This window comes from Streptomyces yaizuensis (assembly GCF_034961445.1).
Taxonomy (GTDB): domain Bacteria; phylum Actinomycetota; class Actinomycetes; order Streptomycetales; family Streptomycetaceae; genus Streptomyces; species Streptomyces yaizuensis.
The window spans coordinates 825,588-850,355 of sequence record NZ_BSBI01000001.1; the positions used below are offsets into that span (position 1 = coordinate 825,588).

A 24,768-nucleotide genomic window follows, 5' to 3' on the forward strand; every position below is an offset into this window, starting at 1 on the left:
CGCGCAGCCCCCGCCCGTGCCGGGCACCCGCCGCTTCCTCTGCCGATGACGATGGAGGGCTCCCCATGGGCCTGTACCTGCCCGACGCCATACGCCTGCACGCCCGTGAGCGCGGCACCCGCGCCGCCCTCAGCTGCGCGGACCGCACCCTCGGCTACGCCGAACTGCACTCCCGTACCAACCGGCTCGCCCGTGCCCTGCTCACCGCCGCCCGCCCCGGGTCCCGGATCGGCTTCCTGGCCCGCACCCGCACCGAGGCGGGCGAGATCCTGATCGCCGCCGCCAAGGCGGGACTGGTGACCGTCCCGCTCAACTGGCGGCTCTCCGAGGCCGAGCTGACGGCACTCGCCCAGGACGCCGGGCTGCGCGTCCTCCTCACCGAACCGGAGTTCCGGTCCGCCGCCGACGCCGTCCACGCGGCCCTGCCCGGACTGCGGCTCGTGATCATCGACAGCCCGGCGGAGCAACAGGACCGGCAGGAGCAGCCGGACCCGCCGGACTCGCCGGACCCGTCAGGACCGGCGCAGGCGGCTGACCCGGCCGTACCCGGGTACGAGGCCTGGCTCGCCGCCCACCCCGACGACGACCCGGGACGCGGCGGCCGCGCCGACGCCGACGAGGTGTACCTCCAGATCTACACCTCCGGCACGACCGGCGTCCCCAAGGGCGTCCTGCTCACCCACACCAACTTCCACGCCGAGCGCGCCGAACTCGAAGAGTCCCGCTGGCAGCCCGGATCGGTCGCCCTCAACGCCCTGCCCCTGTTCCACATCGGCGGCCTCGGCCTGCTGCAGATGGCCCTCAGCGCCGGAGCCCACAGCCTGCTGCTCCCCGACTTCACCCCCGAAGCGGCGGCCCGGACCATCGAACGCGAAGGCGTCACCCACACCTTCCTCGTCCCCTCGGTGCTCCACCTGCTCACCGAACTCCCCGGGATCGAGCGACGCGACTTCTCCCGGCTGCACCTCGTCTCCTACGGCGCGGCCCCCATCACCCCGGCCCTGCTGCGCCGTTCCCTGTCCGTACTCGGCTGCCGTTTCCAGGGCAAGTACGGCCTGACCGAGGCCGGCGGCACCGTCACCCGGCTGGCGCCCGAGGACCACCGGCCCGGCGGCCCCCGGAGTCATCTGCTCGGGTCCGTCGGCAGACCGCGCCCCGGGGTCCGGGTCGTGATCTGCGACCCCGGCACCGGCGACCCCGTACCGCCCGGGACCGTCGGCGAGATCCGCATCGCCTCCGCCCACAACACCCCCGGCTACTGGAACCGCCCGCAGGAGACGACGGAGCTGTACGACGCGCGGGGCCTGCTGTGCACCGGCGACGGCGGCTACGTCGACGAGGACGGCTATCTGTTCCTCACCGACCGCGTGAAGGACATGATCGTCAGCGGCGGCGAGAACGTGTACCCCACCGAGGTCGAATCCGCGCTGGCGGAACACCCCGCCGTCTTCGAGGTCGCGGTCGTCGGCGTCCCGGACGACCTGTGGGGCGAGGCCGTCACCGCCGTGGTCGTCCCCCGCCGGGACCTGCCCCGCCCCGGGGAGCAGGAGCTGATCGACTTCGTCCGGCAGCGGATCGCCTCCTACAAGAAGCCCCGCCGGGTGCACTTCGTCGGCGAACTGCCCCGCAACCCGGCCGGCAAGGTCCTCAAGCGCGAGCTGCGGGCCCGCCTCCGGCAGAGCCACCAGTGAAAGGCACGACCATGGCCGACCTCGAATACACCGTCCGCGACGGGATCGCGACCATCCTGCTCAACCGCCCCGAGCGCAGGAACGCGTTCACCGTCGACATGGTGCACACCTGGGCCGACGCACTGACCGGGGCCCAGCACGACCCCGGGGTACGGGTGATCGTCGTCACCGGCGCCGGCGGCTCGTTCTGCTCCGGGGTCGACCTGACCGCCTTCAAGGGGGAACAGCGGGCGCCACTGGGGGAGAAGGAACTGCTCACCCACCACGTGCACCGGGTCGCGCTCGCCCTGGAGGACGTCGACAAGCCCGTCATCGCCGCCGTGTCCGGCCCCGCCGTGGGCGCCGGAATGGACATGGCGCTCCTGTGCGACCTGCGCTTCGCCGGCCGGAGCGCCCGCTTCTCCGAGGGATACATCACGATCGGCCTGGTGCCCGGTGACGGCGGCTGCTGGCTGCTGCCCCGCGCCGTCGGCACCTCCACCGCGCTGCGGATGCTGTGGACGGGCGACTTCGCCGACGCCGCCGAGGCGCTGCGGATCGGCCTGGTGGACGAGGTGCACGAGGACGAGGAGCTGATGGACGCGGTGTACGCGTACGCCGCCCGGCTCGCCGCCCGCCCGCCGGTCGCGATCCGCACCATCAAACGGGCCGTCCGCCAGGGTGCCCGCCACGACCTGCGGACCGCCCTCGACCTCATCTCGTCCCATCTGGCCGTGATCACCTCCACCGAGGACTCGCGGGAGGCGTACGCGGCGTTCCAGGAGCGGCGCCCCGGCGTCTTCACCGGCCGCTGACCCCCGCTGACCCCCGCCGACCCCCGCCGACCTCCGGCGCCGCCCGGACCCCGGCCCTGCCCGTACCTCCGGCCCTTCCCGGACCCTTCCTGCCCGAAAGGCGACCATGAACGACTCCCCAGGAGCGGCCTCCTGCGCCGGACTCCGGGAACAGGTCCGGCAGCTGACCGCCGAGTGGCGGCGGGCCGGACGCTATGTCCCCCGCAGCGACTCCTGGCTGCGCTCCTTCGACCTGGAGTTCAGCAAGGAACTCGCCGCGCGCGGCCTCATCGCCATGACCTACCCGAAGGAGTTCGGCGGTGCCGGCCGAACCCATGTCGAACGCCTCGCCGTCACCGAGGAACTGCTGCGCGCCGGAGCCCCGGTCGCCGCGCACTGGATCGGCGACCGCCAGATCGGCCCCGCGGTCCTGCGCCACGGCACACGCGCGCTCCAGGAGGAGATCGTGCCCCGGATCGCCTCCGGCGACGCGGTCTTCTGCCTCGGCATGAGCGAGCCGGAGGCCGGGTCGGATCTCGCCTCCGTCCGTACCTCGGCGGTGCCCGCCGACGGCGGCTGGCGGATCGACGGCCACAAGATCTGGACCACCCAGGCCCACCGGGCCACCCACGCCTACCTCCTGGCCCGTACCGCGCGCGGTGAACGCAAGCACGACGGGATCACCGAGTTCATCGTGGACATGGACAGCGAGGGTGTCACGGTCACCCCGATCGTGGACCTCGCCGGTGAACACCACTTCAACGAGGTGCGGTTCGAGAACGTCCTCGTCCCCGCGCACCGGGTGCTCGGCGAGGTGGGCGCCGGCTGGCGCCAGGTCGTGGAACAGCTCTCCTTCGAACGCGGCGGCGCCGAGCGGGTGCTCTCCAGCTACCCCGCCCTGGTCCAACTGATCGCCGAGACCGCCCGCCGCGCCGACGACCGGGAACTCCACGCACTCCTCGGCTCCCTGGTGGCCCGTCTGGCGGTCCTGCGCCGGCTGTGCTTCGAGGTGGCCCGCGCCATGGACGCGGGCGAGGCGCCCGTCCAGCGGGCCGCCGCCCTCAAATACCTCGGCAACGCCTTCGAACACGACGTCGTGGAGGCCCTGCGCCGCACCGACCTGTGCCGGGACCCCGCCCCCGACGGCGTGCTGGGGCAGGCCCTGCTCGCCTCGCCCGCGTTCGGCCTGCGCGGCGGCGCCGCCGAGGTCCTGCTCTCCCTCATCGCCCGACAGGAGGCCCGTTCATGAGCCGGTTCGCCGACGAACTCCGGAGCCTGGTGGACGACCTCGCGGCCGCCGGCGGGCCCGGCCTGTGGGAGCGCCTGTGCGAGCTGGGCCTGCACCGGATCGGCATCGAGGAGGAACGGGGCGGCTCCGGCGGCTCCCTCGACGACCTCCTCGTCGTGGTCGAGTCCCTGGCCCGGCACGGCATCGGCGTACCCCTCATCGAGGCGTCCACCGCCGACTGGGTCCTCGGCCACGGGCGGGCGGAGGGCCGGGCACCCGACGGGGCCCTGGCCACGATCCACCTGCTCGACCACGACGACGACCCCCACGACCCCCACGCCCCCCACGACGACGACCATGACGACCACGACAGCGCGGCGCCTGACACCGTCACCGCGGAACTGCCCGCCGTGCCCTGGGCCCGCGACGCCGCCCGGCTGGTGCTGTGCCCACCGCGCCGCGCGCCGTTCGTCATCGACCTCGGCCACCCCTCGGTCACCATCCGGCCCGGCGAGAACCTGGCCGGTGAACCCCGTGACACCGTCGTCCTGACGGACACGCCCGCCGGCACGGTCGACGGCGCCCCCTCCCCGCCGGCGGTACGGGAGCGGATCGCCCTCCTCTGGTCGGCGGCCGTCCTCGGCGCGGCCCATGGCGCCTACCGGCTCACCAGGTCGTACGTCGTCCAGCGCCATCAGTTCGGGGCGCCCCTGATCAAGATCCCGGCGGTCGCCGGAAACCTGGCCCGGATGCGGGTGCACCTCGTCCAGGCCGATGCCGCCCTGGCCCTGGCCCGCGAGGCCGGACCGTCCGGTGGCGCCGTCGACATCGCACGCGTCACCACGGCCGCCGCCGCGACCGAGATCGCCCGCATCGCCCACCAGCTGCACGGCGCCATGGGCATCACCGCCGAGTACCCCCTGCACCACCTCACCCGCCGCCTGTGGTCCTGGCGCGACGCGGTGGAGAGCGAACGCGGCTGGGCCGAGCGGCTCGGCCGCCTGGCCGCCGGCGCCGGCGAGACCGGTGTGTGGACCCGTATCACCGCCACCGGCCGCTAGGCCGTGCCCTGGGGCCGACGCCACGACCCCCCTGCCGCAGGCGCCGCCGCGGCCATGATCCGATCCGTGAGGAACGAGGAGCGATGCCCACCACTCCCGAACTCGACTGGGACGACACCACCGACCAGGTCAACGCCGTACGCGGCCTGATCGACCGGCTGGAGCCGTGCGTCGTCCGCAACGACGCCGGCCGTGTCGTCTGGGACAACGACCGCTGGTCCTTCCTGAACGAGGACGAGTGCCCCGACACCGTCCATCCGAGCCTGTGGCGGCAGAGCCGGCTCAACACCGCCCAGGGCCTCTTCGAGGTCGTCCCCGGGATCTACCAGGTCCGCGGTCTCGACGTCTCCAATATGACGATCATCGAGGGCGACAGCGGTGTGGTCGTCGTCGACCCGCTGACGTCCCGGGAGGTCGCCGCCGAGGGCCTCGCGCTGTACGCCCGCAACCGTGGCGAGCGACCCGTCAGGGCCGTCATCTACACCCACAGCCACGGCGACCACTTCGGCGGGGTCCTCGGGGTCACCACCCAGCGGGCGGTCGACGCCGGGGAGTGCGCCGTCGTCGCCCCCGACGCGTTCCTGCACCACGCCGTCAGCGAGAACATCTTCGCGGGACCGGCGATGTTCCGCCGCGCCGTCTACATGTACGGCCGCTCGCTGCCGGTCGGCGCCGACGCGTCCGTGGGCTTCGGCCTGGGGCAGGCCCTGTCCACCGGCACCGTGGGCCTGATCCCGCCGACGGTGTCCATCACCGAGACCGGGCAGGAACTCGTCCTGGACGGTGTGCGGCTGGTGTTCCAGCTGACGCCCGACACGGAGGCACCGGCGGAGCTGAACTTCGCCGTACCGGACCGCGCCGTCCTGCTCATCGCCGAGAACGTCAACCACTCCCTGCACAACGTCCTCACCCTGCGCGGGGCGCAGGTCCGCGACGCCCACGCCTGGGCGTCGTACATCACCGAGTCGATCCAGCTCTTCGGCGCCTCCGAGGTACTGATCGGCTCCCACAACTGGCCCACGTGGGGTCGGGACGAGGTGATACGGATGCTCACCCTCCAGCGCGACGCGTACGCGTACCTCCACGACCAGACCGTCCGGCTGATGAACCGGGGCCTCACGGGGCCGGAGATCGCCGAGGAGATCCGGTCCTTCCCGGGCGAGCTGGGGCGCTCCTGGAGCGTGCGCGGCTACTACGGATCCATCAGCCACAACGTCAAGGCGGTCTACCAGCGCTACATGGGCTGGTACGACGGCAACCCGGCCCACCTGTGGCAGCACCCGCCCGTCGAGCAGGCGCAGCGGTACGTCGCCGCCATCGGCGGGGCCGACGCCACCGTCGCCTCGGCCCGTGAGGCCTTCGAGGGCGGCGACCTGCGCTGGGCCGCCGAACTGCTCAACCATGTGCTGTTCGCCGAACCGGAGCACGAGGCCGCCCGCCTGCTCCAGATCGCCACGTACGAGAAGCTGGGCTTCGCGCAGGAGAACGGCACCTGGCGCAACATCTATCTCACCGGGGCCAAGGAGCTGCGCGAAGCCGGCCAGGAGCGGCGGCCCACCGGGGCCCCCGGCAAGGAGAGCGTCGACATGCTCGCGGCGCTCACCACGGGGCAGCTCTTCGAGTCGATGGCGGTCCGTCTCGACGGGCCCCGGGCGGCCGCCCACCGGCTGCTGCTGCGGTGGGAGTTCGGCGACACCGGCGAGGTGTGGACGCTCCTGGTCGGCAACGGTGTGCTCACCCCGCTGCGGGGCGGGGCGCCGGACGACGAGGCGCCGCAGCTGACCCTCCGTCTGGACCGCTCCACGCTCGACCGGATCCTGGCCCAGCACACCTCCTTCCCGGAGGCGATCGGCTCGGGCGCCGTCACTCTGGAGGGCGACACCGCCGTCCTCACCACCCTGACCGGCCTGCTGGAGAAGCCCGCCCGCAACTTCCCGGTCGTCCTGCCGTGACGACTGTCCCCCCTGCCACGTGAACGGACTCACATGGCAGGGGGGACGGGATATGCCTACGCGGCGGGCGGTGCGCGTACCGGCGTACCGGATCAGAGCCGGGAGCGGCTACCTGCCGAAGTACGCGTCGAACACGGTGATGCTCGCCTTGCCGCCCTTCTTGTCGGTGACCTCGCCGCGCAGCGCGAGCGACTTCCCCTTGGCCGGGTTCTTGAGGGTCACCCTGCCCTGGGTGACGGCCGGCTTCTTCCAGCTCTTGCCGCCGTCGTAGGAGACGGAGACCGCCAGGGACTTCAGCCCCCGGCCGGCCGCCGGGCCCTGCACCGTGACCGGGAAGGTGACCGTACGGCCCGCCGGGACCGTGCCGTCCATCGCGACCGGGGCCCCGAACCGCACCGCCGAGAGCGGGGTACGTGTCTCCTCGTCACCGGCCGGGCGGGCGCTGCGGAAGGTCCACGAGGCGTCGACGCGGGTCCCGACCCGGGAGACGGACGCGTTCCGCTTCACCGAGGTGGCCAGGGTGTACTCGGCGTCCTCCGGGTCGACGGCGAGGCCGTTCCTGCCGCTCAGCGGCTCGGCGCTCTCCCTGATCCGCTCGGCGCCCTTGTGGAGCGTCGTCCTCGCCGAGGCGTACAGGGACTCACCGGCGTTGTTCCCGGCGTCGGAGAAGAGCGGCACGTCGACGTGGATGCGGTCCTCGTGACGGAAGACGCCCGCGTACGAGTCCATCATCGGGGAGTGGACCGCGCGGCCGATGATCACCCGGTGGCTGTCCCCGGCCGCGTACTGCCGTGCCGGGGAGGAGAACTCGGTCTCGTTCCAGCCCTCGTCCCCGGCGGTGGCCTGGACCGCGTTCACGGACCAGGGGCTGCGCTTCCCGTCGGTGGCGACGTAGTGGGTCCGCGTGCCGGGCAGGGCGAAGGAGTCCCAGGGGCGGTGGCTGATGCGGTCCAGCCCGCTCACCACGGTGGTGGACCCGCTCTTGCCCTTGGCGGCGGCCCCCATGTGCACGGAGATCTTCGCGAAGTCGGCGGCCTTGAAGCGCTTGTTCACGCCCGTGGCGAGCCGCTTGACCGTACCGCCGACGACGGCGTTGTACTGGGTCGCACGGCGCTCCCACTGGCCGTGGAAGGTCTGCTTCACCGTGACGCCGGTGGGCTGCGCCGGGCCCAGCTGCGCCGTCCGGAAGTCGTCGCGGGACGGGTCGAAGGGGAACCTCCAGGCGACGGTCCGGTCGCCCTTCCCGATGAGGTACGTCATCGTGCCGCCGGTACTCCTGGCCTTCGGGTCGGGGATCTTGATCGAAACGGGCTTGGCGCGGCGGGCGTCGATGGTGACGGTGGTGTTCTTCGTCAGCGCCAGCCGTGGCTGGATCAGGCTGTCGAAGCCCGGTACATGGGAGAACCGCTCGGAGATCAGGGCGTAGTCGCCCTTGGGCAGCCGGAGCGTCGCCGAGGCCCTGCGTTCCGCGACCTTGACTGTCTCGCCGCCCAGGCCTGCGAGCTGGTGGGCGACGCTGGTGAAGTCCTTGCCGGGCTTTCCGTCGCGGCCGATGTGCTTGAGGGTCAGGGCGTACGACTCGACCTCGCGCTCCACGGCGGCGGTGGTACGGACGGTCTGTCCGCCGCCGGTCGCGACGACGGTGGCGGTGTGGGTTCCGTCGTTGGTGCCGCCGATGCGGGTGTCGGCCGTCAGGGGGACGGTGGCGGTGCCGCCGGCGGGGACGGTCACCTGGCCGGCGCCGAGGGCGAACAGCCCGGCGGGGGAGGGCCTGCCCTTCGGGTCGACAGCCTTGACGGCCAGGTCCAGGGTGATGTCCTGCGTGCCGAGGTTGCGGTAGGTGATCCGCCGGGTGACCGGCTTGTCGTCGGTGTGGGGCCACGAGTGGAAACCGAAGGAGAGGCCCGTCCCGTCGGAGACGACGGTCTGTTCCAGCGCGCGGTCGACGGCGATCTGCCCGGCGCCCTGCGCGAACAGGCTGTGGCCGCCGTCCTTCGCGGACGCGGTGAGCACGGCCTTGATCCGCTCGCCCGACCACGACGGGTGCCGCTGCTTGAGCAGGGCGGCGGCCCCGGCCACGTGCGGCGTGGCCATCGAGGTGCCGGAGATGCCGACATAGCCCGCCGGCCTCTCGCCCTCCTGGACGGCGGTGGCACTGCCGCGCGCGGAGGCCGCGGTGACGGCGACGCCGGGGGCGGTGACATCCGGTTTGACGGCGCCGTCACCGGCGCGTGGACCACGGCTGGAGAAGGAGGCCATCCGGCCGGTGTCGTCCACCGCGCCGACAGTGAGGGCCGCGTCCGCGGTGCCCGGGGAGCCGAGGGAGCCGGCGTCCGGTCCGTGGTTTCCGGCGGCGATGGCGAAGAGGACGTCCGTCTCCTTCGACAACTTGTTGACGTGGGCCTCCAGCGGGTCGATACCGGGTTGGTCCCGGCCGCCGAGGCTCATGTTGATGACATCGGCGCCCTGGGCCACCGCCCAGTCCATGCCGGCGATGATGCCGGAGTCCTCGCCCAGGCTCTCGTCGTCGAGCACCTTGGCGCTCAGGATCCTGGCCCCGGGGGCGACGCCCTTGTGCTTCCCGCCCGAGCGCGCTCCGGTGCCCGCGACCGTCGAGGCGACATGGGTGCCGTGGCCGTCGCGGTCCCTGGCGTCGGGGGAGTCGCTGAAGTTGCGCTCGCCGACGACCTGGCCCTTCAGGTCGGCATGGCTCTTGTCCACACCGGTGTCGAGGACCGCGACGGTCACGCCCCTGCCGTCGTATCCGGCCTGCCACACCTTCGGCGCACCGACCTGGGCCACGGACCTGTCGAGCTGCGTGGTGCGGACCGCGTCCAGCCAGACCTTGGCGACACCAAAGACGGTACGGGTGCTCCGCGCGCCCCCGGCGCCGGATCGGGTCAGGCTGTCCCACAGCGCGCCCGCGTCCCGCTCGGGGATCGTCAGGGCGTCGGCGTTGAGCGAGGGCAGGGTGCGGCGGACCTCCGCGTCACCGCGGGCGCTCCTGCGGGCGGCGGGGCCGTCGCCGCCCTCGTAGGTGACGATGACCTTCAGGCCCTTGCGGTACGCGCGGCGGCTCTCGGGCGTACTCAGCCCGGTGACGTCGAAGAGACGGCGGTCCAGCGTGCCCCGGGCGATCAGCTGTTCGGCGTCGGCGGGGACGACGAAGGCGCGGCCGTTCTCGGTGGAGGAGCGGACGGGTATCTTCTCGCGGCCCCTGGCCGGGTCGACGGAGACGACTCTGCCCCGGGCGTCGACGGCGACGCGGTCACCCGTGATCAGGGTGACCCAGTGCGGTCCGGCGGTGGCGGTGCCGCCCCGCGCGGTCGCGGCGGCGACGGTGGTCGGGCCGTCGCCGCCGGGTCCGGTGGTGTTCGCGAAGGTGGTCGTACCGGTCAGCCCGGCGACGAGGGCCGCCGCCGCGAGGGCCGTGGTGACGGTCACGGCCCCCCGGCCGTGACGTGTGGTGGTGAACAAGCTCTTTCCCCCATGTTCAGCGGGTCCGGTCGGCGTATCGCCGGGAAGAGGACCCCGCCTCCCCTCTTCCGGGGGGAAAGAGTGATCACTGCGGAGCTGCGTTGTCGCACGATCCAGAGATGTCCGAATAATGCTCATCCAGCGCCCGTTGAGCCTGCGTCTCCGGGTGTGCCGCGCGGCCCCGTCAGGAGCAGGACTCGGACACCCGCCTCCGCAGCTCGGTCTTGAGGATCTTCCCCGTCGCCGAGAGCGGCAGCTCGTCCACGAGGACCACCTCCCGCACCCGCTGGTACGGAGCGACCCGCCCGGCCACGTACGCCAGCAGCTCCTCGGCCATGACCGCCGGGTCCGTCTGGGCCGCCTCGGCCTTCACCGAGACGAACGCCACCGGTACCTCCCCGTGCTCGCCGTGCGGCCGGCCCACGACGGACGCCTGGGCGACGGCGGGGTGCTCCCGCAGCAGGTTCTCCAGCGGGCCGGGATACACGTTGTACCCCTTGTAGATCAGCATGTCCTTCGCCCGGCCCACGAGCGACAGCCAGCCCTCCCCGTCGAGCGTGCCGAGGTCGCCGGTGCGCAGCCAGCCGTCGGCGTACTGTGCCGCCGTGAGTTCGGGATGACCGTGGTAGCCGTCGGTGACCTGCGGGCCCCGGACCCAGACCTCGCCCCGCCCACCGGGGGCGACGGGGGTCGTGCCGTCCGGCTCCCGGATCTCCACCTCCGTGTCGAACAGCACCAGTCCGGTGGCCCCCTCCGGCCGGGGCGTCCCGCTGTCCAGCGGGCTGATGGAGACGCCCATGGTGGCCTCGGTCAGCCCGTAGCCGTCGCTGACGACGGCGCGGGGGAAGATCTCGGCGAGTTCCGCGCTCGCGGCCGGGCTGATGGGCGCGGCCCCGCTGCTGACCACCCGTACGCACGACAGGTCCCGCTCCCGCACCCCCGGCACGGCCAGCAGGGCGTGGCAGAGCGCGGGGGAGCCGGTGACGGCGTGGACGCCCAGCCGTTCGATGGCGTCCAGGTACGCGACCGCGTCGAAGCGGCCGAACACCAGCACGGTGCCCGCGGCGGCGACGAAGACGCTCTGGCTGACCATGCCCATGCCGTGGAAGAGCGGGGCGACGGATATCCCCGTCGCCCCGCCCAGCGGAATGTGGTGCGGGGTTCGGGCCTGCGGCACATGACGCAGCAGGATGCGACCCCCTTCGTCCGCGTACGGGACGGCCGCGCTGCGCCAGCACGCCACCTGGAGCACATTCGTGATCAGGTTGCGGTGCAGGACCCGGACGGCCTTCGGGACGCCCGTCGTACCGCCGGTGAAGGCGAGGTGGGCGACGGCGTCGCCGCCGACGGGCGTCGCGGGTGCCGCGTCGGCCTCCAGCAAGGTGTCGAACGCGACCACGGCGACCGGGAAGGCGCCGGTGACCGGGTCGCCTGCCGAAGCCTGAGCAGGAGCAGGAGCAGGAGCAGGAGCAGGAGCAGGAGCAGGAGCAGGAGCAGGAGCCGCCGCTGTCCCCGGGACGACGGAGACGAGGCGGACCGTCGTGTCGCCCTCGACGGCCCGTGCCAGCCGCTGTGCGAACAGCGGATGGGTGAAGACCGCGACCGCGCCCGCGTCGTGGAGCTGCCGCCGCAGGGCCGGCGGCGGCTGGGTGGGATTGACCGGCACCACGGCGGCCCCGGCGAGCAGGATCCCGTAGTAGGCGACCGTGAACCAGACGGAGTTGGGCAGATGGACGGCCACGGCCTCACCCGGGGCGATGCCCCGCCCGCGCAGCCCCTGGGCGACGCGCAGGGCCCGTTCGTACAGCTCGGCATAGGTGAGCCGCACCTCGCCGTCGATCAGCGCCGTACGGTCGGGATGGGCATGGGCGGAGCCCGCGAGCAGGTCGGCGACGGTGCCGGCGGGGTAGTCGAGGGAGCGTGGCAGTCCGTGGGGCCAGGTGGTGGTCATGGCGGAACTCCTTTGTCCTGTCATGCCCGAGCGTTGCCTCGGGACGTCAGCCGTGATGCGCCCGGGGTGCCGGGGGATCCTGGGGGCGTCGGCACCCCGGGCCTGAGCGGCGTGCGGCCGCTACCGCCCGCTCCAGCGGGGTGCGCGCTTCTCGGCGAAGGCACGCGCGCCCTCCTTGGCGTCCGCCGAGGCGAAGACCGGCTCGCAGGCCGCGCGATTGCGCGCCCACACCTCGCCGGCGGTCCAGTCGGCGGACTCGGCCACGATCCGCTTGCTGGCCCGGACGGCGAGCGGCCCGTTGGCCGCGATCTCCCGCGCCAGGGCCAGGGCCCCGGCCAGCGCTCCGCCCTCCGGGGTCAGCTCGTTGACCATGCCGAGTTCACGGGCCCGTCCGGCGGGCAGGAAGGCGCCGGTGAGCGCGTACTGCATCGCCACGGCGTAGGGGATCCGCCGGGGGAGCCGTACGAGGCCGCCGCCCGCGGCGATCAGCCCCCGCCTGGTCTCGGGAAGCCCGAACGACGCGTTCTCGGCGGCGACGATCAGGTCGCAGGCGAGGGCCAGTTCGGTGCCGCCGCCGAGGGCGTACCCCTCGACCGCGGCGATCAGCGGTTTGGCGGGCGGGGTCTCGGTGATCCCGCAGAAGCCCCGGCCGGGGATGCCGGAGCGTTCCCCGGCGGCCAGGGCCTTGAGATCGGCTCCGGCGCAGAAGGTGCCGCCGGCGCCCGTGATCACGCCGACGGCGAGGTCGTCGCGGGCGTCCAGCTCGTCGACGGCCTCGGCGACGGCGTCCGCCACCGCCCGGTTGACCGCGTTGCGGGCCTCGGGGCGGTTGATCGTCACGACGACGACCCCGCCCTCGTAGGAGGTGAGGACCAGATCGGGCATGAGGTTCCTCCGGGGGAACGGGAAAGACGCGGGAAGGGCGGGGGCGGGCAGGGGGTCAGCGGCGGCGCGTCCGCGCGGGGCGCGCCACGGTCTCCTGCACCACATGGGCGATCAGCCTGCCGTCGAGGCTCCAGACGTCCGCGAACGCCAGGCCCCGGCCGTCGACCGCGGTGGGGCTGCGCTGCGCGAACAGCATCCACTCGTCGGCGCGGAACGGCCGGTGGTACCAGATGCCGTGGTCCAGGGAGGTCAGGAAGACCGACGACGGCTCGTCGGCCTCCTCGCGCAGCATCCTGGGCAGCTGCTCGGAGAGCACCGTGGACGGGGCGAGGAAGAGATCGGAGGCGTACGCCAGGGCACAGGCGTGCAGCATCGGATCGTCGGGCAGCCGCTGTGCCGCGCGCATCCAGAGCTTCTGTTCCGTCAGACCGGGGGCGTTCGGTTCCGGGGGCCCGGGGACGTAGCGCATGTCGAGGACCCTGCGGAACTCCGCCTGGGCGAAGTCCTGCGGATTGTTCCTCGCCCAGGTCTCGTACAGGTCGGGCAGGCTGTCGGGGCCGGGTGTCGGCGGCATGGCCTGCTGGCGGTCATCCGTCCGCTCCGGTCTCTTGAAGGACGCGGAGAGGGTGAAGACGATCTCCCCGCCCTGGAGCGCGGACACCCGGCGCGACGTGTAGGACGCGCCGTCCCGTATCCGCTCCACCGTGTAGACGAGCGGACGGGACGAGTCGCCGGCGCGCAGGAAGTAGCCGTGCAGCGAGTGCACGGCCCGGTCGCCGGGGACCGTGCGGCCGGCGGCGGTCAGTGCCTGGGCGGCGACCTGGCCGCCGAAGGCGCGCGAGGGGATGCCGTCGTGGCACCAGCCGCGGAACAGGTCGCGGTCCAGCTGCTCCAGGCTCAGGAATCCGGGGAAGTCCGCGCCGGCGCCCCGCTCCCGCTCGCTCCGTTCCCGCCCGGCCCGCTCCTGCGTGCCCCGTTCCCGCGTGCCCCGCTCCCGCGCGCCGCCGGGCGGCACGGGCACCGGAACCGTCGTCACAGCAGTTCGAGGACGGTCGCGTTGGCCATGCCGCCGCCCTCGCACATGGACTGGAGCCCGTAGCGGATACCGCTGTCCCGCATATGGTGGACGAGGGTGGTCATGATGCGCGCGCCGGAGCCCCCGATGGGATGGCCGATGGCCATCGCGCCGCCGAGCGGGTTCATCCGCGCGTAGTCGGCGCCGGTCTCCTTCAGCCAGGCCAGGGTGACCGACGCGAACGCCTCGTTGATCTCGTACGCGCCGATGTCGTCGAGCCGGAGGCCGGACCTCTTCAGCGCCTTGGCGGTGGCGGGGATGGGGCCCTTGAGCATGGTGACCGGGTCGGTGCCGGTCACGACGGCGGTGTGCACCCGGGCCAGCGGGGTCCAGCCCCGCGCGCGGGCGAACTCGCCGGTGGTCACGAGCAGGGCGGCGGCCCCGTCCGATATCTGGGAGGCGTTTCCGGCGGTGATCGAGCCGCCCTCGCCGAACGCGGGCCGCAGCCCCGCCAGCGTCGTCAGGGTGGAGCCGCGGCGGATGCCCTCGTCGGTGTCGAAGACGCGGGTGATGCCGTCCTCGCCGGGGACCGTGACCGGTGCGATCTGGCCCCTGAAGCGGCCCTCGTCGACGGCGCGCGCGGCACGGGCGTGCGAGTCCAGCCCGTGCTGGTCCAGCTCGGTGCGGGTGAGACCGTACTCGTCGGCGATCAGCTGGGCACCCCGGCCCTGGTGGAAGCGGACGCCGTCGTAGCGGTCCCAGACATCGGGGCCGAACGGCTCGCCGCAGCGCCCGTCGAGACGGGTGGTGCCCAGCGGGACGGCGCTCATGATCTCCACGCCGCCGGCCACGGCGACGTCGTACTGGCCCGAGATCACACCGGCGGCGGCCTGGTGCACGGCCTGTTGCGACGATCCGCACTGGCGGTCGACGGTGAGGCCCGGCACGGACTCCGGCCAGCCGGCGGCCAGTACCGAGGCGCGGCCGACGCAGCCGGCCTGCATCCCGACACCGGAGGCGCACCCCCAGATCACGTCGTCGACGAGCGCCGGGTCGAGCCCGGTGCGCTCCGCCAGGGCCGTCAGCACCCGGGCGGAGAGCGAGGCGGAGTGCAGGGTGGAGAGCGAGCCGCCGCGCCTGCCGACGGCGGTGCGCACGGCGTCGACGATCACTGCGTCGCGCATGGGGTCCTCCTGGGGGAACGGGGGAGAACGGGCTCGGGGAGTGGAGCCGGCCCAGAGGGAAGGAACGGGCCCGGAAGAGGGACGGGCCCGCGGGGGAAGAACCGGCTCGCGGGGGAGGGAACGGGTTCGCGCGGGAGGAACGGGCTCAGAGCCCGAGGTCCTTGGCGATGATCGTCTTCATGACCTCGCTGGTCCCGGCGTAGATCCGGGTCACCCGGGTGTCGGCGTAGAGACGGGCGATCGGGTACTCCAGCATGTAGCCGTAGCCGCCGTGCAGCTGGAGGCACTTGTCGATGACGCGGCCCGCGACCTCGGTGCAGAAGAGCTTGGCCCTGGCGGCGTCGGCGGGGGTCAGTTCGCCCGCCGCGTGCGCCTCCAGGGCACGGTCCACGAACGCCTGCGCGGCGGCGACCTCGGCCGCGCACTCGGCGAGGACGAACTTGGTGTTCTGGAACGCGGCCACGGGCCTGCCGAAGACCTGGCGCTCCTTCACATAGGCGGTGGCGAAGCCGATCGCGCCGGCCGCCGACGCGTAGGAGCCGATCGCCGCGCCCAGGCGTTCCACCGCGAGGTTGTGGGTGAGGTAGGAGAAGGCCCGGCCCTCCTCGCCGAGGAGGTCGCGCACCGGGACCCGGACGTCGGTGAAGGACAGCTCGGCGGTGTCCTGCGCGCGCAGTCCGATCTTCTCCAGCCTGCGTCCCACGGTGAAGCCCTCGGACGTCGTGTCCACGCACAGGATGGACAGTCCGGCCCGGCGGTCGGCGGGGTCGGCGGGGGCCGTCCGGCAGACGACCAGGATCAGGTCCGCCTGCGCGCCGCCGGTGATGAAGGTCTTGGCGCCGTTGAGGATGTAGTGGGTGCCGTCGTCGGACAGGCGCGCGCGGGTCGCGATGCCGGCCAGGTCGGATCCGGTGCCGGGCTCCGTCATGGCGATGGCGGTCATGATCTCGCCGGTGAGGAACCCGGGGAGCCAGCGCCGCTTCTGCTCCTCGCTGCCGAAGGCGAGGAGATAGGGCAGGACGAGGCAGGTGTGCACCGGTTCGGCGCCGAACCCGACCCCTGCCCGTCCGCACTCCTCGCGGAGCACGGCCTGGTACGTGAAGTCGGTGACGCCGGCGCCGCCGTACTCCTCGGGCACCTGGATGCCGAAGACGCCCAGTTCGCCGAGTCTGCGGTACAGGTCGCGGGGGACATGGCCCTGCCGTTCCCAGTCCGGGTAGTGGGGGACGACCTCCTGGGCGATGAACTCCCGGAGGGTCGTCCGGAATGCCTCGTGGTCCTTGGTGAACACGCTGCGGCGCACGGTCACGGTTCCTTCCTGACCTGCTCGGCACTTTCGCCGAACGGCGCCTAAGTTAATCGGAGATAACCAAGGTGTCTAGATTTCTGCGGTAGTTCTCGCCTGAAAAACAGGGCCCTGGGGGTGCTTCGCGTGATGCACGGCTTGCCGGCAGGTTCGCCAGGAGGTTCGCCAGGGGGCCGACGGGTGGCCGTGCTCCCGGCGGTCAGGTCGAAGGGCGCCGACCTCTATGGACACATGCGTTAGCGTCAATTAACTTACTGAGCACTCACCCAGATGGACACGGCATCGCCGCATGCCGATGGAGAGCAATCATTCACTTCTGGCCTGCGCAGCGAAGCGAGGGACCCCGGACATGGCCGACAGCACCCCCATCCTGGAACACCGCACGCTCTTCATCGGCGGCCGCTGGACCGAACCCGCCGGCCGGGACACCATCGAGGTGATCTCACCGGTGACCGAGCGTCCCGTCGGCCGCGTCCCGCACGCGACACCGAAGGACGTGGACCGGGCGGTCGCCGCCGCCCGCGAGGCGTTCGACAACGGCCCATGGCCCCGGATGACGATCGGCGAGCGCATCGAGGTCGTCACCCGCGTCAGGGACGGACTGCTCGCCCGCCACCGGGAACTCGCCGAACTGGTCACGCTCCAGAACGGCTGCCCCATCACCGTCTCCGTCCGGGCCCAGGCGCTGAGCGCCGTCGCCGCCTTCGGCACCGCCCTGACCGTCGCCGCCGGACTCACGACCGAGGAGGAGCGGCCGGGGCTGACCGGCCCCCTGCTGGTCCGCCGCGAACCGGTCGGCGTGGTCGCCGCCGTCACCCCCTGGAACGTGCCCCAGCTGACCATCGCCGGCAAGCTCGCCCCCGCCCTGCTCGCGGGCTGCGCCGTCGTGCTCAAACCGTCCCCGGAGACACCGCTGGACGCCTATCTGCTGGCCGAGGTGTGCGAGAGCGCCGGGCTGCCGGAAGGCGTGCTCAGCGTCCTGCCGGCCGACCGGGAGACCAGCGCCTACCTGGTCGCCCACCCGGGCGTCGACAAGGTCGCCTTCACCGGCTCCGTCGGCGCGGGCAAACAGATCATGGCGGCCGCGGCCGGGAACCTCACCCGTGTCACCCTGGAACTCGGCGGCAAGTCCGCGGCGATCCTGCTGGAGGACGCGGACCTCGACGCCGCCCTGCCGAACCTCGTCCTGGGCGCCTTCGCCAACAGCGGCCAGGCCTGCGTGGCACTGACCCGCATCCTCGCCCCGGCGAGCCGGTACGACGAGATCGCCGCCAGGCTCACCGCCGCCGTCACCGCGCTCAAGGTCGGTGACCCCTTCGACCCCGCCACCGCGATCGGCCCCCTGGTCACCGAGAAGCAGCGGCAGCGCAGCCTCGACTACATCCGCATCGGCCGCCAGGAAGGCGCCGCACTCCTCGCCGGCGGGGGCGTCCCCGAGCACCTCACCACCGGCTGGTACGTCGAACCCACCCTGTTCGGGGACGTCGACAACGCGATGCGGATCGCCCAGGAGGAGATCTTCGGCCCCGTCGTCTGCCTCATCCGCTACCAGGACGAGGCGGACGCCGTCCGGATCGCCGACGACTCCCCGTACGGTCTGGCCGGCACCGTCTGGGCGGGCACCGACGAACACGGCACCGCGATCGCGCGCCGGATCCGCACCGGCACGTACTCCGTCAACTGCCAGCGGTTCGACGTCGCCGGCCCGTTCGGCGGCTACAAGAACTCCGGCATCGGCCGCGAGTTCGGCCCAGAAGGCCTCTCCGCGTACCTGGAGACCAAGACCATCCACCTGCCCGCCCCCGCCCGGGCCTGACAGCCCCACCACCGAACCACGAGGAGCGCCCGATGCACGCAGCAGTGCTGCACAAGACCGGTGACGACACCCTGGACGTCGTCGACGCCGAAACCGTCTCCTTCGGCCCCGGCCGGGTCCGGGTCCGGATGCACAAGGCCGGACTGTGCCACTCCGACCTGTCGGCCATGAGCGGGGTGCTCGCCCACCCCGCGCCGTTCGTCCCCGGCCACGAAGGCGCGGGCGAGGTCGTCGAGGTCGGCGAGGGCGTCACCCATGTCAGGCCCGGCGACCGCGTCATCGTCTGCTGGATGCCCCCGTGCGACGCCTGCCCCTCCTGCGCGGCGGGCGACGGACACCTGTGCCGCAGCGGCTACCGCAACCTCGCCCACCCCAACTTCCGCACCGGCGGCAGCGACGGCACCGTCGTCCCCGGCATGCTGGGCGCCGGGACCTTCGCCGAGGAGACCGTGATAGCGGCGTACGCGGCGATCCCCGTCCCCGACGACGTGCCGTACGAGATCGCCGCCCTGATCGGCTGCGGCGTGACCACCGGCATCGGCGCGGCCCTCAACACCGCGAAGGTGAAGCCCGGTTCGTCGGTCGTCGTGATCGGCCTCGGCGGCGTCGGCATCAGCGTCCTCCAGGGCGCCAGGGTCGCCGGCGCCGCACGGATCATCGCGGTCGACCCCACGCCCAACCGCCGGGAGTGGGCGCTGAAGTTCGGCGCGTCACAGGCCGTCGCCCCCGAGGACCTGAAGGCGACCGTCGAACACCTCACCGGCGGCTTCGGCGTCGACTACGCCTTCGAGGCCGTCGGCAGGCCGGGCACGCTGCGCGCCGCCTACGACGCCACCCGCCTCGGCGGCACGGTCTGCCTGGTGGGCGCGGGCTCGCGCACCGACATGACCGACATCAGCATGGCGGAGCTGGTCCTGAACGAGAAGGCGATCCTGCCCTCCTTCTACGGCGGCGCCGACATCCGCCGCACCTACGCCACGATCATCGACCTGTGGCGCGCGGGCCGCATCGACCTGGAATCGATGATCACGCACCATGTACCGCTCACGGGGATCAACGAGGCGATCCGTCAGATGCACACCGGCGAGGCCCTGCGCACCGTCATCGACATCGCCTGACCCCCGTCGTACGGACCCCGCCCGTTCCCTCCCCGGCACAGGGAACGGGGGAGCGGGCCGCGGCGGCTCTACGGAGCCACGGGGCCCGGCGTCCAGACCGTGCCCCGCGCCTCGTACTCCATCATGGTCTCGATCCCGGTCGCGGCGTCCGCGCCGAGTTCGCGACGGACGAGCCAGAGCGCGAGTTCCAGCCCCGAGGTGATGCCTCCGGCCGTCACCAGATCGCCGTCGTCCACGACCCGCGCGTTCTTCAGCACGCCGCCCTGCCGCTCCAGGTCCGCCCGGGCCCGGTGATGGGTGGTGCAGGGACGGCCCCGGGTCAGCCCGGCGGCCGAACAGAGCATCACCCCGGTGCACACGGCACCGATGGTGAGCCCCGGGCGCACCGCCCGCGCCAGGGCCCGCGGCAGCGTCCCGCGGTCGATCTCGGCCCAAACGCCGGGGCTGTCGCGCCGGGCGTAGCCCCCGCCCGGCACCACCAGCACATCGGCCTCCTCCGGCGCCCAGGAGCCGATGCCCCGCACCCGCGTCCCGTAGGCGGCGGTGACCCCACCGGGCCCGCCGACCGCGACATACCGGACCTCCACCGGACGCGGGGTGAAGAACCGCGCGGCGGAGAAGACCTCGTACGGCGCGGCGAAGTCGAGTTCCTCCACCCCGTCGAACATCACCACCTGGACCCGCAGCGGCCCGGTCCGCCGCTCCGCCGCGCCCGGCTGCCCCGCCCTGGCCGGGGCGGCGCCGGCCGCGCCCGCGAGGGCGCCCGTGGCACCCAGCGCGGTCGAGGCGCGGAGGACGTCCCGTCGGTTCATGCGCGTCATACGAATCTCCTGTCCGGCGTGGGAACGATCTCCTCAAGGAGTCGGACGCCGCGCCACGGGAGTTCCCGCCGGGGTACGAGGACCCCCGGCACCGGGTGCGGCGCGCGAGGGCGTGGCGTACGCATCAAGACGCGGTGATCGGGTAGGCAGCTGCTGACGCCCCGGGCAACCCCGTGCCCTGTGCCCCCGACCGAGGAGCGCCCCGTGTCCGACCCCGCCGCCCGCAAGCCCCCGTACCCGTACCCCGACGCCCTCGGCCCCGACGAGGCGCCCGAGCCGCACCCGCTGCTCGCGCCGGTGGCCGGGCTGCTGGGCACCTGGACGGGCCGGGGCCGGGGCGAGTACCCCACGATCGCCGAGCCGTTCACCTATGAACAGGAGGTCGTCTTCAGCCACGACGGGCGCCCCTTCCTGCGGTACGAGGCACGCGCCTGGCTGCTCGACGCGGACGGCGCTCCGCTGCGGCCTGCGGCCCGGGAGTCCGGCTGGTGGCGGCTCCAGCCCGATGGACGGGTGGAGGCGTTGATCACCCAGCCCACCGGCATCGCGGAGATCTCCGTCGGCCGGGCCGGCGGGGGCACCGTCGACCTCACCTCCCACGAGGTGGCCCTCGCCCCGACCGCCAAGAAGGTCGACGCCAGCCGCCGCCGCTATACGTTCACCGACGACGGCGCACTCGACTTCGCCCATGAACTGGCCGCGGTCGGCCTGCCGCTCCAGCACCATCTGTCGGCCCGGCTCCGACGCGCGGGCGGACATCCGCGGTGACCCGCGACCCTGCCGGGCCGGTCCGCACGGCGGCGGTGAGGACCGGCCCGGCAGGGTGATGTCGTCCGATTACCGTAGGGGCATGACGTCGTACGAACTCGCGCAGATCAACATAGCCCGGCTCAAGTACCCGCTCGACGCGGCCGAGATGAAGGACTTCACGGACAACCTCGCCCCGGTCAACGCGGTCGCGGAGGGCTTCGACGGCTTTGTCTGGCGCCTTCAGGACGACGACGGGGACGACGCCACCGACCAGCGGATCTTCGGCGATGACCAGCTCCTGGTGAACATGTCCGTCTGGCGCGACACCCATGCGCTGACGGCCTTCATGTACCAGGGGACCCACCGTGAACTGCTCCGCCGGCGCTACGAGTTCTTCGCCCGGGTCCAGGAGCCCATGACCGCCCTGTGGTGGGTCCCGGCGGGTCATCGGCCCACCATCCCCGAGGCCGAGGAGCGACTCACGCGCATCCGTACCCACGGCCCCACCCCGGAGGCGTTCGACCTGCGCACCTCCTTCCCGCCGCCGGGAGCGTGAACGCGCCCCGGCGGCCCGGGCGCCGGGAGCCCCTACCGGGACTCCCCTTCCGTGAGCCGGTACAGCTCGGGCAGCGGGACCTTGACCGGCTCCTGCGTGGTCCGTGCGATCACCACGACGACGGGCTCGTCCGGGTCGGGGTTCTCCTCGCGGTGCGGGACGAACGGGGGGACGAGCAGGAAGTCGCCGGGACCCGCGGTGATCCGCACCTCCCGCGTGCCGTCGTGGTAGACGAACACGGGGTGACCGCTGACGACATAGATCCCCGCCTCCGACGCACCGTGGTGGTGGTTGTCCGTCGCGCTCCCCGGCGGGTTCTCCACCAGCCCCATCCAGAGCCCCTTCGAGCCGACCGTGGCACCGCTGATGGCGGTCCAGCCGTCCAGCTCACCGGAGCGGATGTGGTGGACGCGGTCGCCGGGTGGCGTCGTGCCGCCGGTGCCCGATGCCGTTCCAGTGCCTTCACGGGTGGTCATGATGTGGCCCCCTTCGCCAGCGAAGTCGATGTCTGTGCCGGTGCTCTGCACCGGCGTTCTGTGACGAGACATCAGGCTGCGCCCACCGCGCGCACTGCGGCAACTGTTGTTGCTGTAGTGGCAACGCATGTACTCCCGGCGGAATCGGCCGTGGCCCCGGAGGTGTTCCGGGGCCACGGTGATGCAGGGGGAGGGTTACGGGGTGAACACGCGCATATGGCCGTAGTTCCAGCCGGTGGCCTTCCCGGCGCCGTGCAGGGGCTCGTGGAAGGTGCCCGTGGGCTTGGCCGGCCAGGTGATCATCTTGATCGAGCCATCGCTGTACCCGTACAGGCAGGCGAGGTCGTCGCGGCCGTCCCCGTTGAAGTCGCCGCTGGTCAGCGTCAGATTGTCGCGGGTGTAGTGGCCGGCGGCGGTCTGCCAGGCAACGGTGCGGCCGCCCAGTGCGCCCTGCGCGTCCGGGGAGAAGGTGATCACGGCGTCGGTGCCGTCGGCGTAGTCGTACCAGGCGGCGACCTCGTCGCGGCCGTCGCCGTCGAAGTCACCGGAGACCGTGCTGGTCCGCTCCTTCGAACCCCAGGTGGTGCTGGTGTAGCCCGTGATCTGGGCGTTGTCGAAGCCTCCGGTCGCCAGCGCGGGGAAGGTGAAGACCTTGACCTCGCCGGTGCTGTAGAAGTACATGGCCGCCAGGTCGTCCCGGCCGTCGCCGTTGTGGTCGCCGCTGGTCAGCTTCATGTTGGCGAAGGTCCAGCCCGTGTCGCGGTGCCAGGAGGAGAAGGGGTGGGCGAAGTCGCCGTCCGGGCGGGCGAGGAAGGTGAAGACCTTGTCGCTGCCGTCGGCGTAATCGTACCAGACGGCGATGTCACTGCGGCCGTCGCCGTTGAAGTCGCCGGTACGGGGGTTCATGTACGCGAAGGTCCAGTCGGTCGCGGTCCAGGACACGGACGCCGGGGCGAAGGTGCCGTCCCCCTTGCCCAGCTTGGTGAAGAGCTTGACCTCGCCGGAGGCGTAGCCGTAGAAGAGACCGATGTCGCCGCGGCGGTCGCCGTTGAAGTCGCCGGTGACCAGCTTGGTGCGGGACGCGTCCCAGGTGCCGGCGGCGGCCGTGTAGGCGGGGGCCGGCGCCTGGAGCCTGCCGTCCGCGCCACCGGACCACAGGTGCACGCCGTCCTGACCGTCGGCGTAGTCGTACCAGGTGGCGATGTCACTGCGGCCGTCGCCGTCGAAGTCGCCGGCCGGGGTCCTGCCGAGCGCCTTGCCGATGTCGATACGCGAGGTCTCCGCACCCGGGTAGGCGAGGGGCTTGCCGGTGGTCTTCAGCAGCGACTGGAGGTACGCGGTGCTCCTGCCGGGGTGGGCCTGCCGCAGTACCGCGAGGGCGCCGGCCACGTGCGGCGCCGCCATGGAGGTGCCGTCCTTCGCGGCGTAGCCGCCGCCGGGGACGGAGGAGACGATGCCGCTGCCGGGGGCGAGGACGTCCAGCAGCTGTCCCCGGTTGGAGAAGGAGGACAGCTCGTCGCCGATGGTGGTGGAGCCGACCGCGACGGCCGAGGAGATGCAGGCGGGGGCGTTGACGGCGGCACCGTAGCCGTTGTTCCCGGCCGCGACCACGGTGGCGACACCGGCGGTCAGCAGGTTGTCGATGGCCTGCTTGCGCGGGTCGCCGTCGCAGGCGGTGGTGTACTGGCCGCTGCCGAGGCTGAGGTTCGCGGCGACGACGGGCGTGCCCGACTGCCGGAGTTGGAGCACCTTCTCCAGCGCTGCCAGCTGTGAGCTGGTGAAGCTGAGCACACACGGTGCGGCGCCGAGCCCGCAGCGGGTTTCGGAGGTGAACCTGCTGAAGACCTGCATGGCGATGATGTCGGCGCCGGGGGCGACACCGGACGCGGGGGCCCCGGCGACGCCGGTGCCCTGGCCCGCGACGACACCGGCCACATGGGTTCCGTGGTCGCAGGCGGCGATCGCCGCGCAGGCCGCGGTGGACGGGTCGGCGGCGCCGGGGCCCTCCTGCCGCTCGGTGCCGTCGGGGCACAGGCTGGAAGCGGAGTAGTCGGGATCGTTCTGCGAGAAACACGCCTCGGCGACGACCCGGCCGGCCAGGAACGGATGGCCGGCGGCGACACCCGTGTCCAGGATCGCCACCGCGCTGCCCGTACCGGTCCTGCCCGCCGCGTGCGCCGTGCCGCCGCCGATGAGCGGGACGCTCTGGTCCAGCGCCGGCGGCACCGGGATGTCCTCGGTGACGCTGACCACGCCCGGCTGGGCGGCCAGTGTGTCCAGGCCGCTCCTGTCGACCTTCAGGGTGACGACCGGCAGGGTGTCGAAGGACTGGAGGGTCCGCCCGGCGGTCGCCGCGCCGGCCAGGTCCGTGCGGTTCCCGGTGACGACGTTGACGCGGACGGTGCCGCCGCCGGACGTCTTGTCGTACAGCGGCGGGTCGAACGGGGCCGGTGATGACGGTGCCGCCGATGACGGAGCCGGTGATGACGGGGCCTGCGCGGGGGCGGTCGGCGGCTCGGCGGCCTGGGCCGGCGCCGCGCCGAGGGTGACGGTCATCAGCGCCGTGACGACCGTGGTCCATATCGGTCTGTTCAAAGGGGCTCCCGGGAGAGACGGGCCCGGGCACGGACGCAGGAGGACACGCGGGCGGGCCCGGGCAGGGACGGGTCAGGGTCAGGGACAGGGACAGTCAGGGACGGTCAGGGTGA

General features: G+C 72.8%; 18 protein-coding genes. 9 read left to right on the forward strand and 9 right to left on the reverse strand.

Going from position 1 to position 24,768, the window contains the following annotated elements; all coding sequences use genetic code 11:
- The first annotated feature begins 65 nt into the window (after positions 1–65).
- The 5 genes from SYYSPA8_RS03080 to SYYSPA8_RS03100 all read left to right on the forward strand — a co-directional run bounded on the left by SYYSPA8_RS03080 (position 66) and on the right by SYYSPA8_RS03100 (position 6,705).
- Entirely contained in the window at positions 66–1,691 is a 1,626-nt protein-coding gene (locus tag SYYSPA8_RS03080) for an AMP-binding protein (protein ID WP_323445319.1), read from the forward strand.
- Positions 1,692–1,702: 11 nt separating this feature from the next.
- A complete protein-coding gene (locus SYYSPA8_RS03085; protein WP_323445320.1) occupies positions 1,703–2,485 on the forward strand; it encodes an enoyl-CoA hydratase/isomerase family protein in 783 nt (260 codons plus the stop codon).
- A 106-nt stretch (positions 2,486–2,591) separates the two neighbouring features.
- A complete protein-coding gene (locus SYYSPA8_RS03090; RefSeq protein WP_323445321.1) occupies positions 2,592–3,713 on the forward strand; it encodes an acyl-CoA dehydrogenase family protein in 1,122 nt (373 codons plus the stop codon).
- On the forward strand, positions 3,710–4,753 hold the full coding sequence (locus tag SYYSPA8_RS03095) for an acyl-CoA dehydrogenase family protein (RefSeq protein ID WP_323445322.1): 1,044 nt from the start codon (positions 3,710–3,712) through the stop codon (positions 4,751–4,753). The genes SYYSPA8_RS03090 and SYYSPA8_RS03095 overlap by 4 nt, the downstream gene beginning before the upstream one ends.
- An 83-nt stretch (positions 4,754–4,836) precedes the next feature.
- Positions 4,837–6,705 (forward strand): alkyl/aryl-sulfatase, encoded by a 1,869-nt coding sequence (locus SYYSPA8_RS03100; protein ID WP_323445323.1) that lies wholly within the window; start codon positions 4,837–4,839, stop codon positions 6,703–6,705.
- A gap of 108 nt (positions 6,706–6,813) precedes the next feature.
- Here SYYSPA8_RS03100 and SYYSPA8_RS03105 read toward each other — a convergent pair whose 3' ends face one another.
- The 6 genes from SYYSPA8_RS03105 to SYYSPA8_RS03130 form a co-directional block, all read right to left on the reverse strand.
- Positions 6,814–10,182 carry a S8 family peptidase gene (locus SYYSPA8_RS03105; protein WP_323445324.1) on the reverse strand — a complete coding sequence of 1,123 codons (3,369 nt, stop codon included), beginning with the start codon at positions 10,180–10,182 and terminating at the stop codon, positions 6,814–6,816.
- Between the two features lie 184 nt (positions 10,183–10,366).
- Positions 10,367–12,133, reverse strand: coding sequence for a class I adenylate-forming enzyme family protein (locus SYYSPA8_RS03110; RefSeq protein ID WP_323445325.1), 1,767 nt, complete (start codon positions 12,131–12,133; stop codon positions 10,367–10,369).
- A gap of 120 nt (positions 12,134–12,253) precedes the next feature.
- Positions 12,254–13,018 (reverse strand): crotonase/enoyl-CoA hydratase family protein, encoded by a 765-nt coding sequence (locus tag SYYSPA8_RS03115; RefSeq protein WP_323445326.1) that lies wholly within the window; start codon positions 13,016–13,018, stop codon positions 12,254–12,256.
- A 55-nt stretch (positions 13,019–13,073) separates the two neighbouring features.
- Complete coding sequence (locus SYYSPA8_RS03120) at positions 13,074–14,054, reverse strand: acyl-CoA thioesterase (RefSeq protein WP_323445327.1); 981 nt, start codon at positions 14,052–14,054, stop codon at positions 13,074–13,076.
- A complete protein-coding gene (locus SYYSPA8_RS03125; RefSeq protein WP_323445328.1) occupies positions 14,051–15,217 on the reverse strand; it encodes a thiolase family protein in 1,167 nt (388 codons plus the stop codon). Before SYYSPA8_RS03125 ends, SYYSPA8_RS03120 begins: the two co-directional genes overlap by 4 nt.
- 145 nt (positions 15,218–15,362) lie before the next feature.
- Positions 15,363–16,520 (reverse strand): acyl-CoA dehydrogenase family protein, encoded by a 1,158-nt coding sequence (locus tag SYYSPA8_RS03130; protein WP_323445329.1) that lies wholly within the window; start codon positions 16,518–16,520, stop codon positions 15,363–15,365.
- A gap of 352 nt (positions 16,521–16,872) precedes the next feature.
- On the opposite strand from SYYSPA8_RS03130, the gene SYYSPA8_RS03135 reads away from it, so the two are divergent.
- Together SYYSPA8_RS03135 and SYYSPA8_RS03140 are read left to right on the forward strand one after the other, a co-directional pair.
- Positions 16,873–18,339, forward strand: a complete 1,467-nt coding sequence (locus tag SYYSPA8_RS03135) for an aldehyde dehydrogenase (RefSeq protein WP_323445330.1) — start codon at positions 16,873–16,875, stop codon at positions 18,337–18,339.
- A gap of 32 nt (positions 18,340–18,371) precedes the next feature.
- Entirely contained in the window at positions 18,372–19,457 is a 1,086-nt protein-coding gene (locus SYYSPA8_RS03140; protein WP_323445331.1) for a zinc-binding dehydrogenase, read from the forward strand.
- 68 nt (positions 19,458–19,525) lie between these two features.
- Here SYYSPA8_RS03140 and SYYSPA8_RS03145 read toward each other — a convergent pair whose 3' ends face one another.
- The gene (locus tag SYYSPA8_RS03145; protein WP_323445521.1) at positions 19,526–20,269 is read right to left on the reverse strand and encodes a DJ-1/PfpI family protein; all 744 of its coding nucleotides are present in this window, start codon (positions 20,267–20,269) and stop codon (positions 19,526–19,528) included.
- Positions 20,270–20,482: 213 nt separating this feature from the next.
- Between SYYSPA8_RS03145 and SYYSPA8_RS03150 the strand changes: the two genes are divergently transcribed.
- Entirely contained in the window at positions 20,483–21,046 is a 564-nt protein-coding gene (locus SYYSPA8_RS03150) for a nitrobindin family protein (protein WP_323445332.1), read from the forward strand.
- An 82-nt stretch (positions 21,047–21,128) separates the two neighbouring features.
- Positions 21,129–21,584 (forward strand): DUF3291 domain-containing protein, encoded by a 456-nt coding sequence (locus SYYSPA8_RS03155; protein ID WP_323445333.1) that lies wholly within the window; start codon positions 21,129–21,131, stop codon positions 21,582–21,584.
- Positions 21,585–21,616: 32 nt separating this feature from the next.
- Here SYYSPA8_RS03155 and SYYSPA8_RS03160 read toward each other — a convergent pair whose 3' ends face one another.
- A complete protein-coding gene (locus SYYSPA8_RS03160) occupies positions 21,617–22,060 on the reverse strand; it encodes a cupin domain-containing protein (RefSeq protein ID WP_323445334.1) in 444 nt (147 codons plus the stop codon).
- A 195-nt stretch (positions 22,061–22,255) separates the two neighbouring features.
- Entirely contained in the window at positions 22,256–24,655 is a 2,400-nt protein-coding gene (locus SYYSPA8_RS03165; protein ID WP_323445335.1) for a S8 family serine peptidase, read from the reverse strand.
- Positions 24,656–24,768 lie beyond the last annotated feature (113 nt).

Bases quoted from the DNA above. Each gene is read 5' to 3' on its own strand.
- SYYSPA8_RS03115 (WP_323445326.1), bottom strand. From the start codon at position 13,018: ATGCCCGATCTGGTCCTCACCTCCTACGAGGGCGGGGTCGTCGTCGTG.
- SYYSPA8_RS03135 (WP_323445330.1), top strand. From the start codon at position 16,873: ATGGCCGACAGCACCCCCATCCTGGAACACCGCACGCTCTTCATCGGC.
- SYYSPA8_RS03110 (WP_323445325.1), bottom strand. From the start codon at position 12,133: ATGACCACCACCTGGCCCCACGGACTGCCACGCTCCCTCGACTACCCC.
- SYYSPA8_RS03125 (WP_323445328.1), bottom strand. From the start codon at position 15,217: ATGCGCGACGCAGTGATCGTCGACGCCGTGCGCACCGCCGTCGGCAGG.
- SYYSPA8_RS03085 (WP_323445320.1), top strand. From the start codon at position 1,703: ATGGCCGACCTCGAATACACCGTCCGCGACGGGATCGCGACCATCCTG.
- SYYSPA8_RS03080 (WP_323445319.1), top strand. From the start codon at position 66: ATGGGCCTGTACCTGCCCGACGCCATACGCCTGCACGCCCGTGAGCGC.
- SYYSPA8_RS03160 (WP_323445334.1), bottom strand. From the start codon at position 22,060: ATGACCACCCGTGAAGGCACTGGAACGGCATCGGGCACCGGCGGCACG.
- SYYSPA8_RS03100 (WP_323445323.1), top strand. From the start codon at position 4,837: ATGCCCACCACTCCCGAACTCGACTGGGACGACACCACCGACCAGGTC.
- SYYSPA8_RS03145 (WP_323445521.1), bottom strand. From the start codon at position 20,269: ATGAACCGACGGGACGTCCTCCGCGCCTCGACCGCGCTGGGTGCCACG.
- SYYSPA8_RS03090 (WP_323445321.1), top strand. From the start codon at position 2,592: ATGAACGACTCCCCAGGAGCGGCCTCCTGCGCCGGACTCCGGGAACAG.
- SYYSPA8_RS03140 (WP_323445331.1), top strand. From the start codon at position 18,372: ATGCACGCAGCAGTGCTGCACAAGACCGGTGACGACACCCTGGACGTC.
- SYYSPA8_RS03095 (WP_323445322.1), top strand. From the start codon at position 3,710: ATGAGCCGGTTCGCCGACGAACTCCGGAGCCTGGTGGACGACCTCGCG.
- SYYSPA8_RS03155 (WP_323445333.1), top strand. From the start codon at position 21,129: ATGACGTCGTACGAACTCGCGCAGATCAACATAGCCCGGCTCAAGTAC.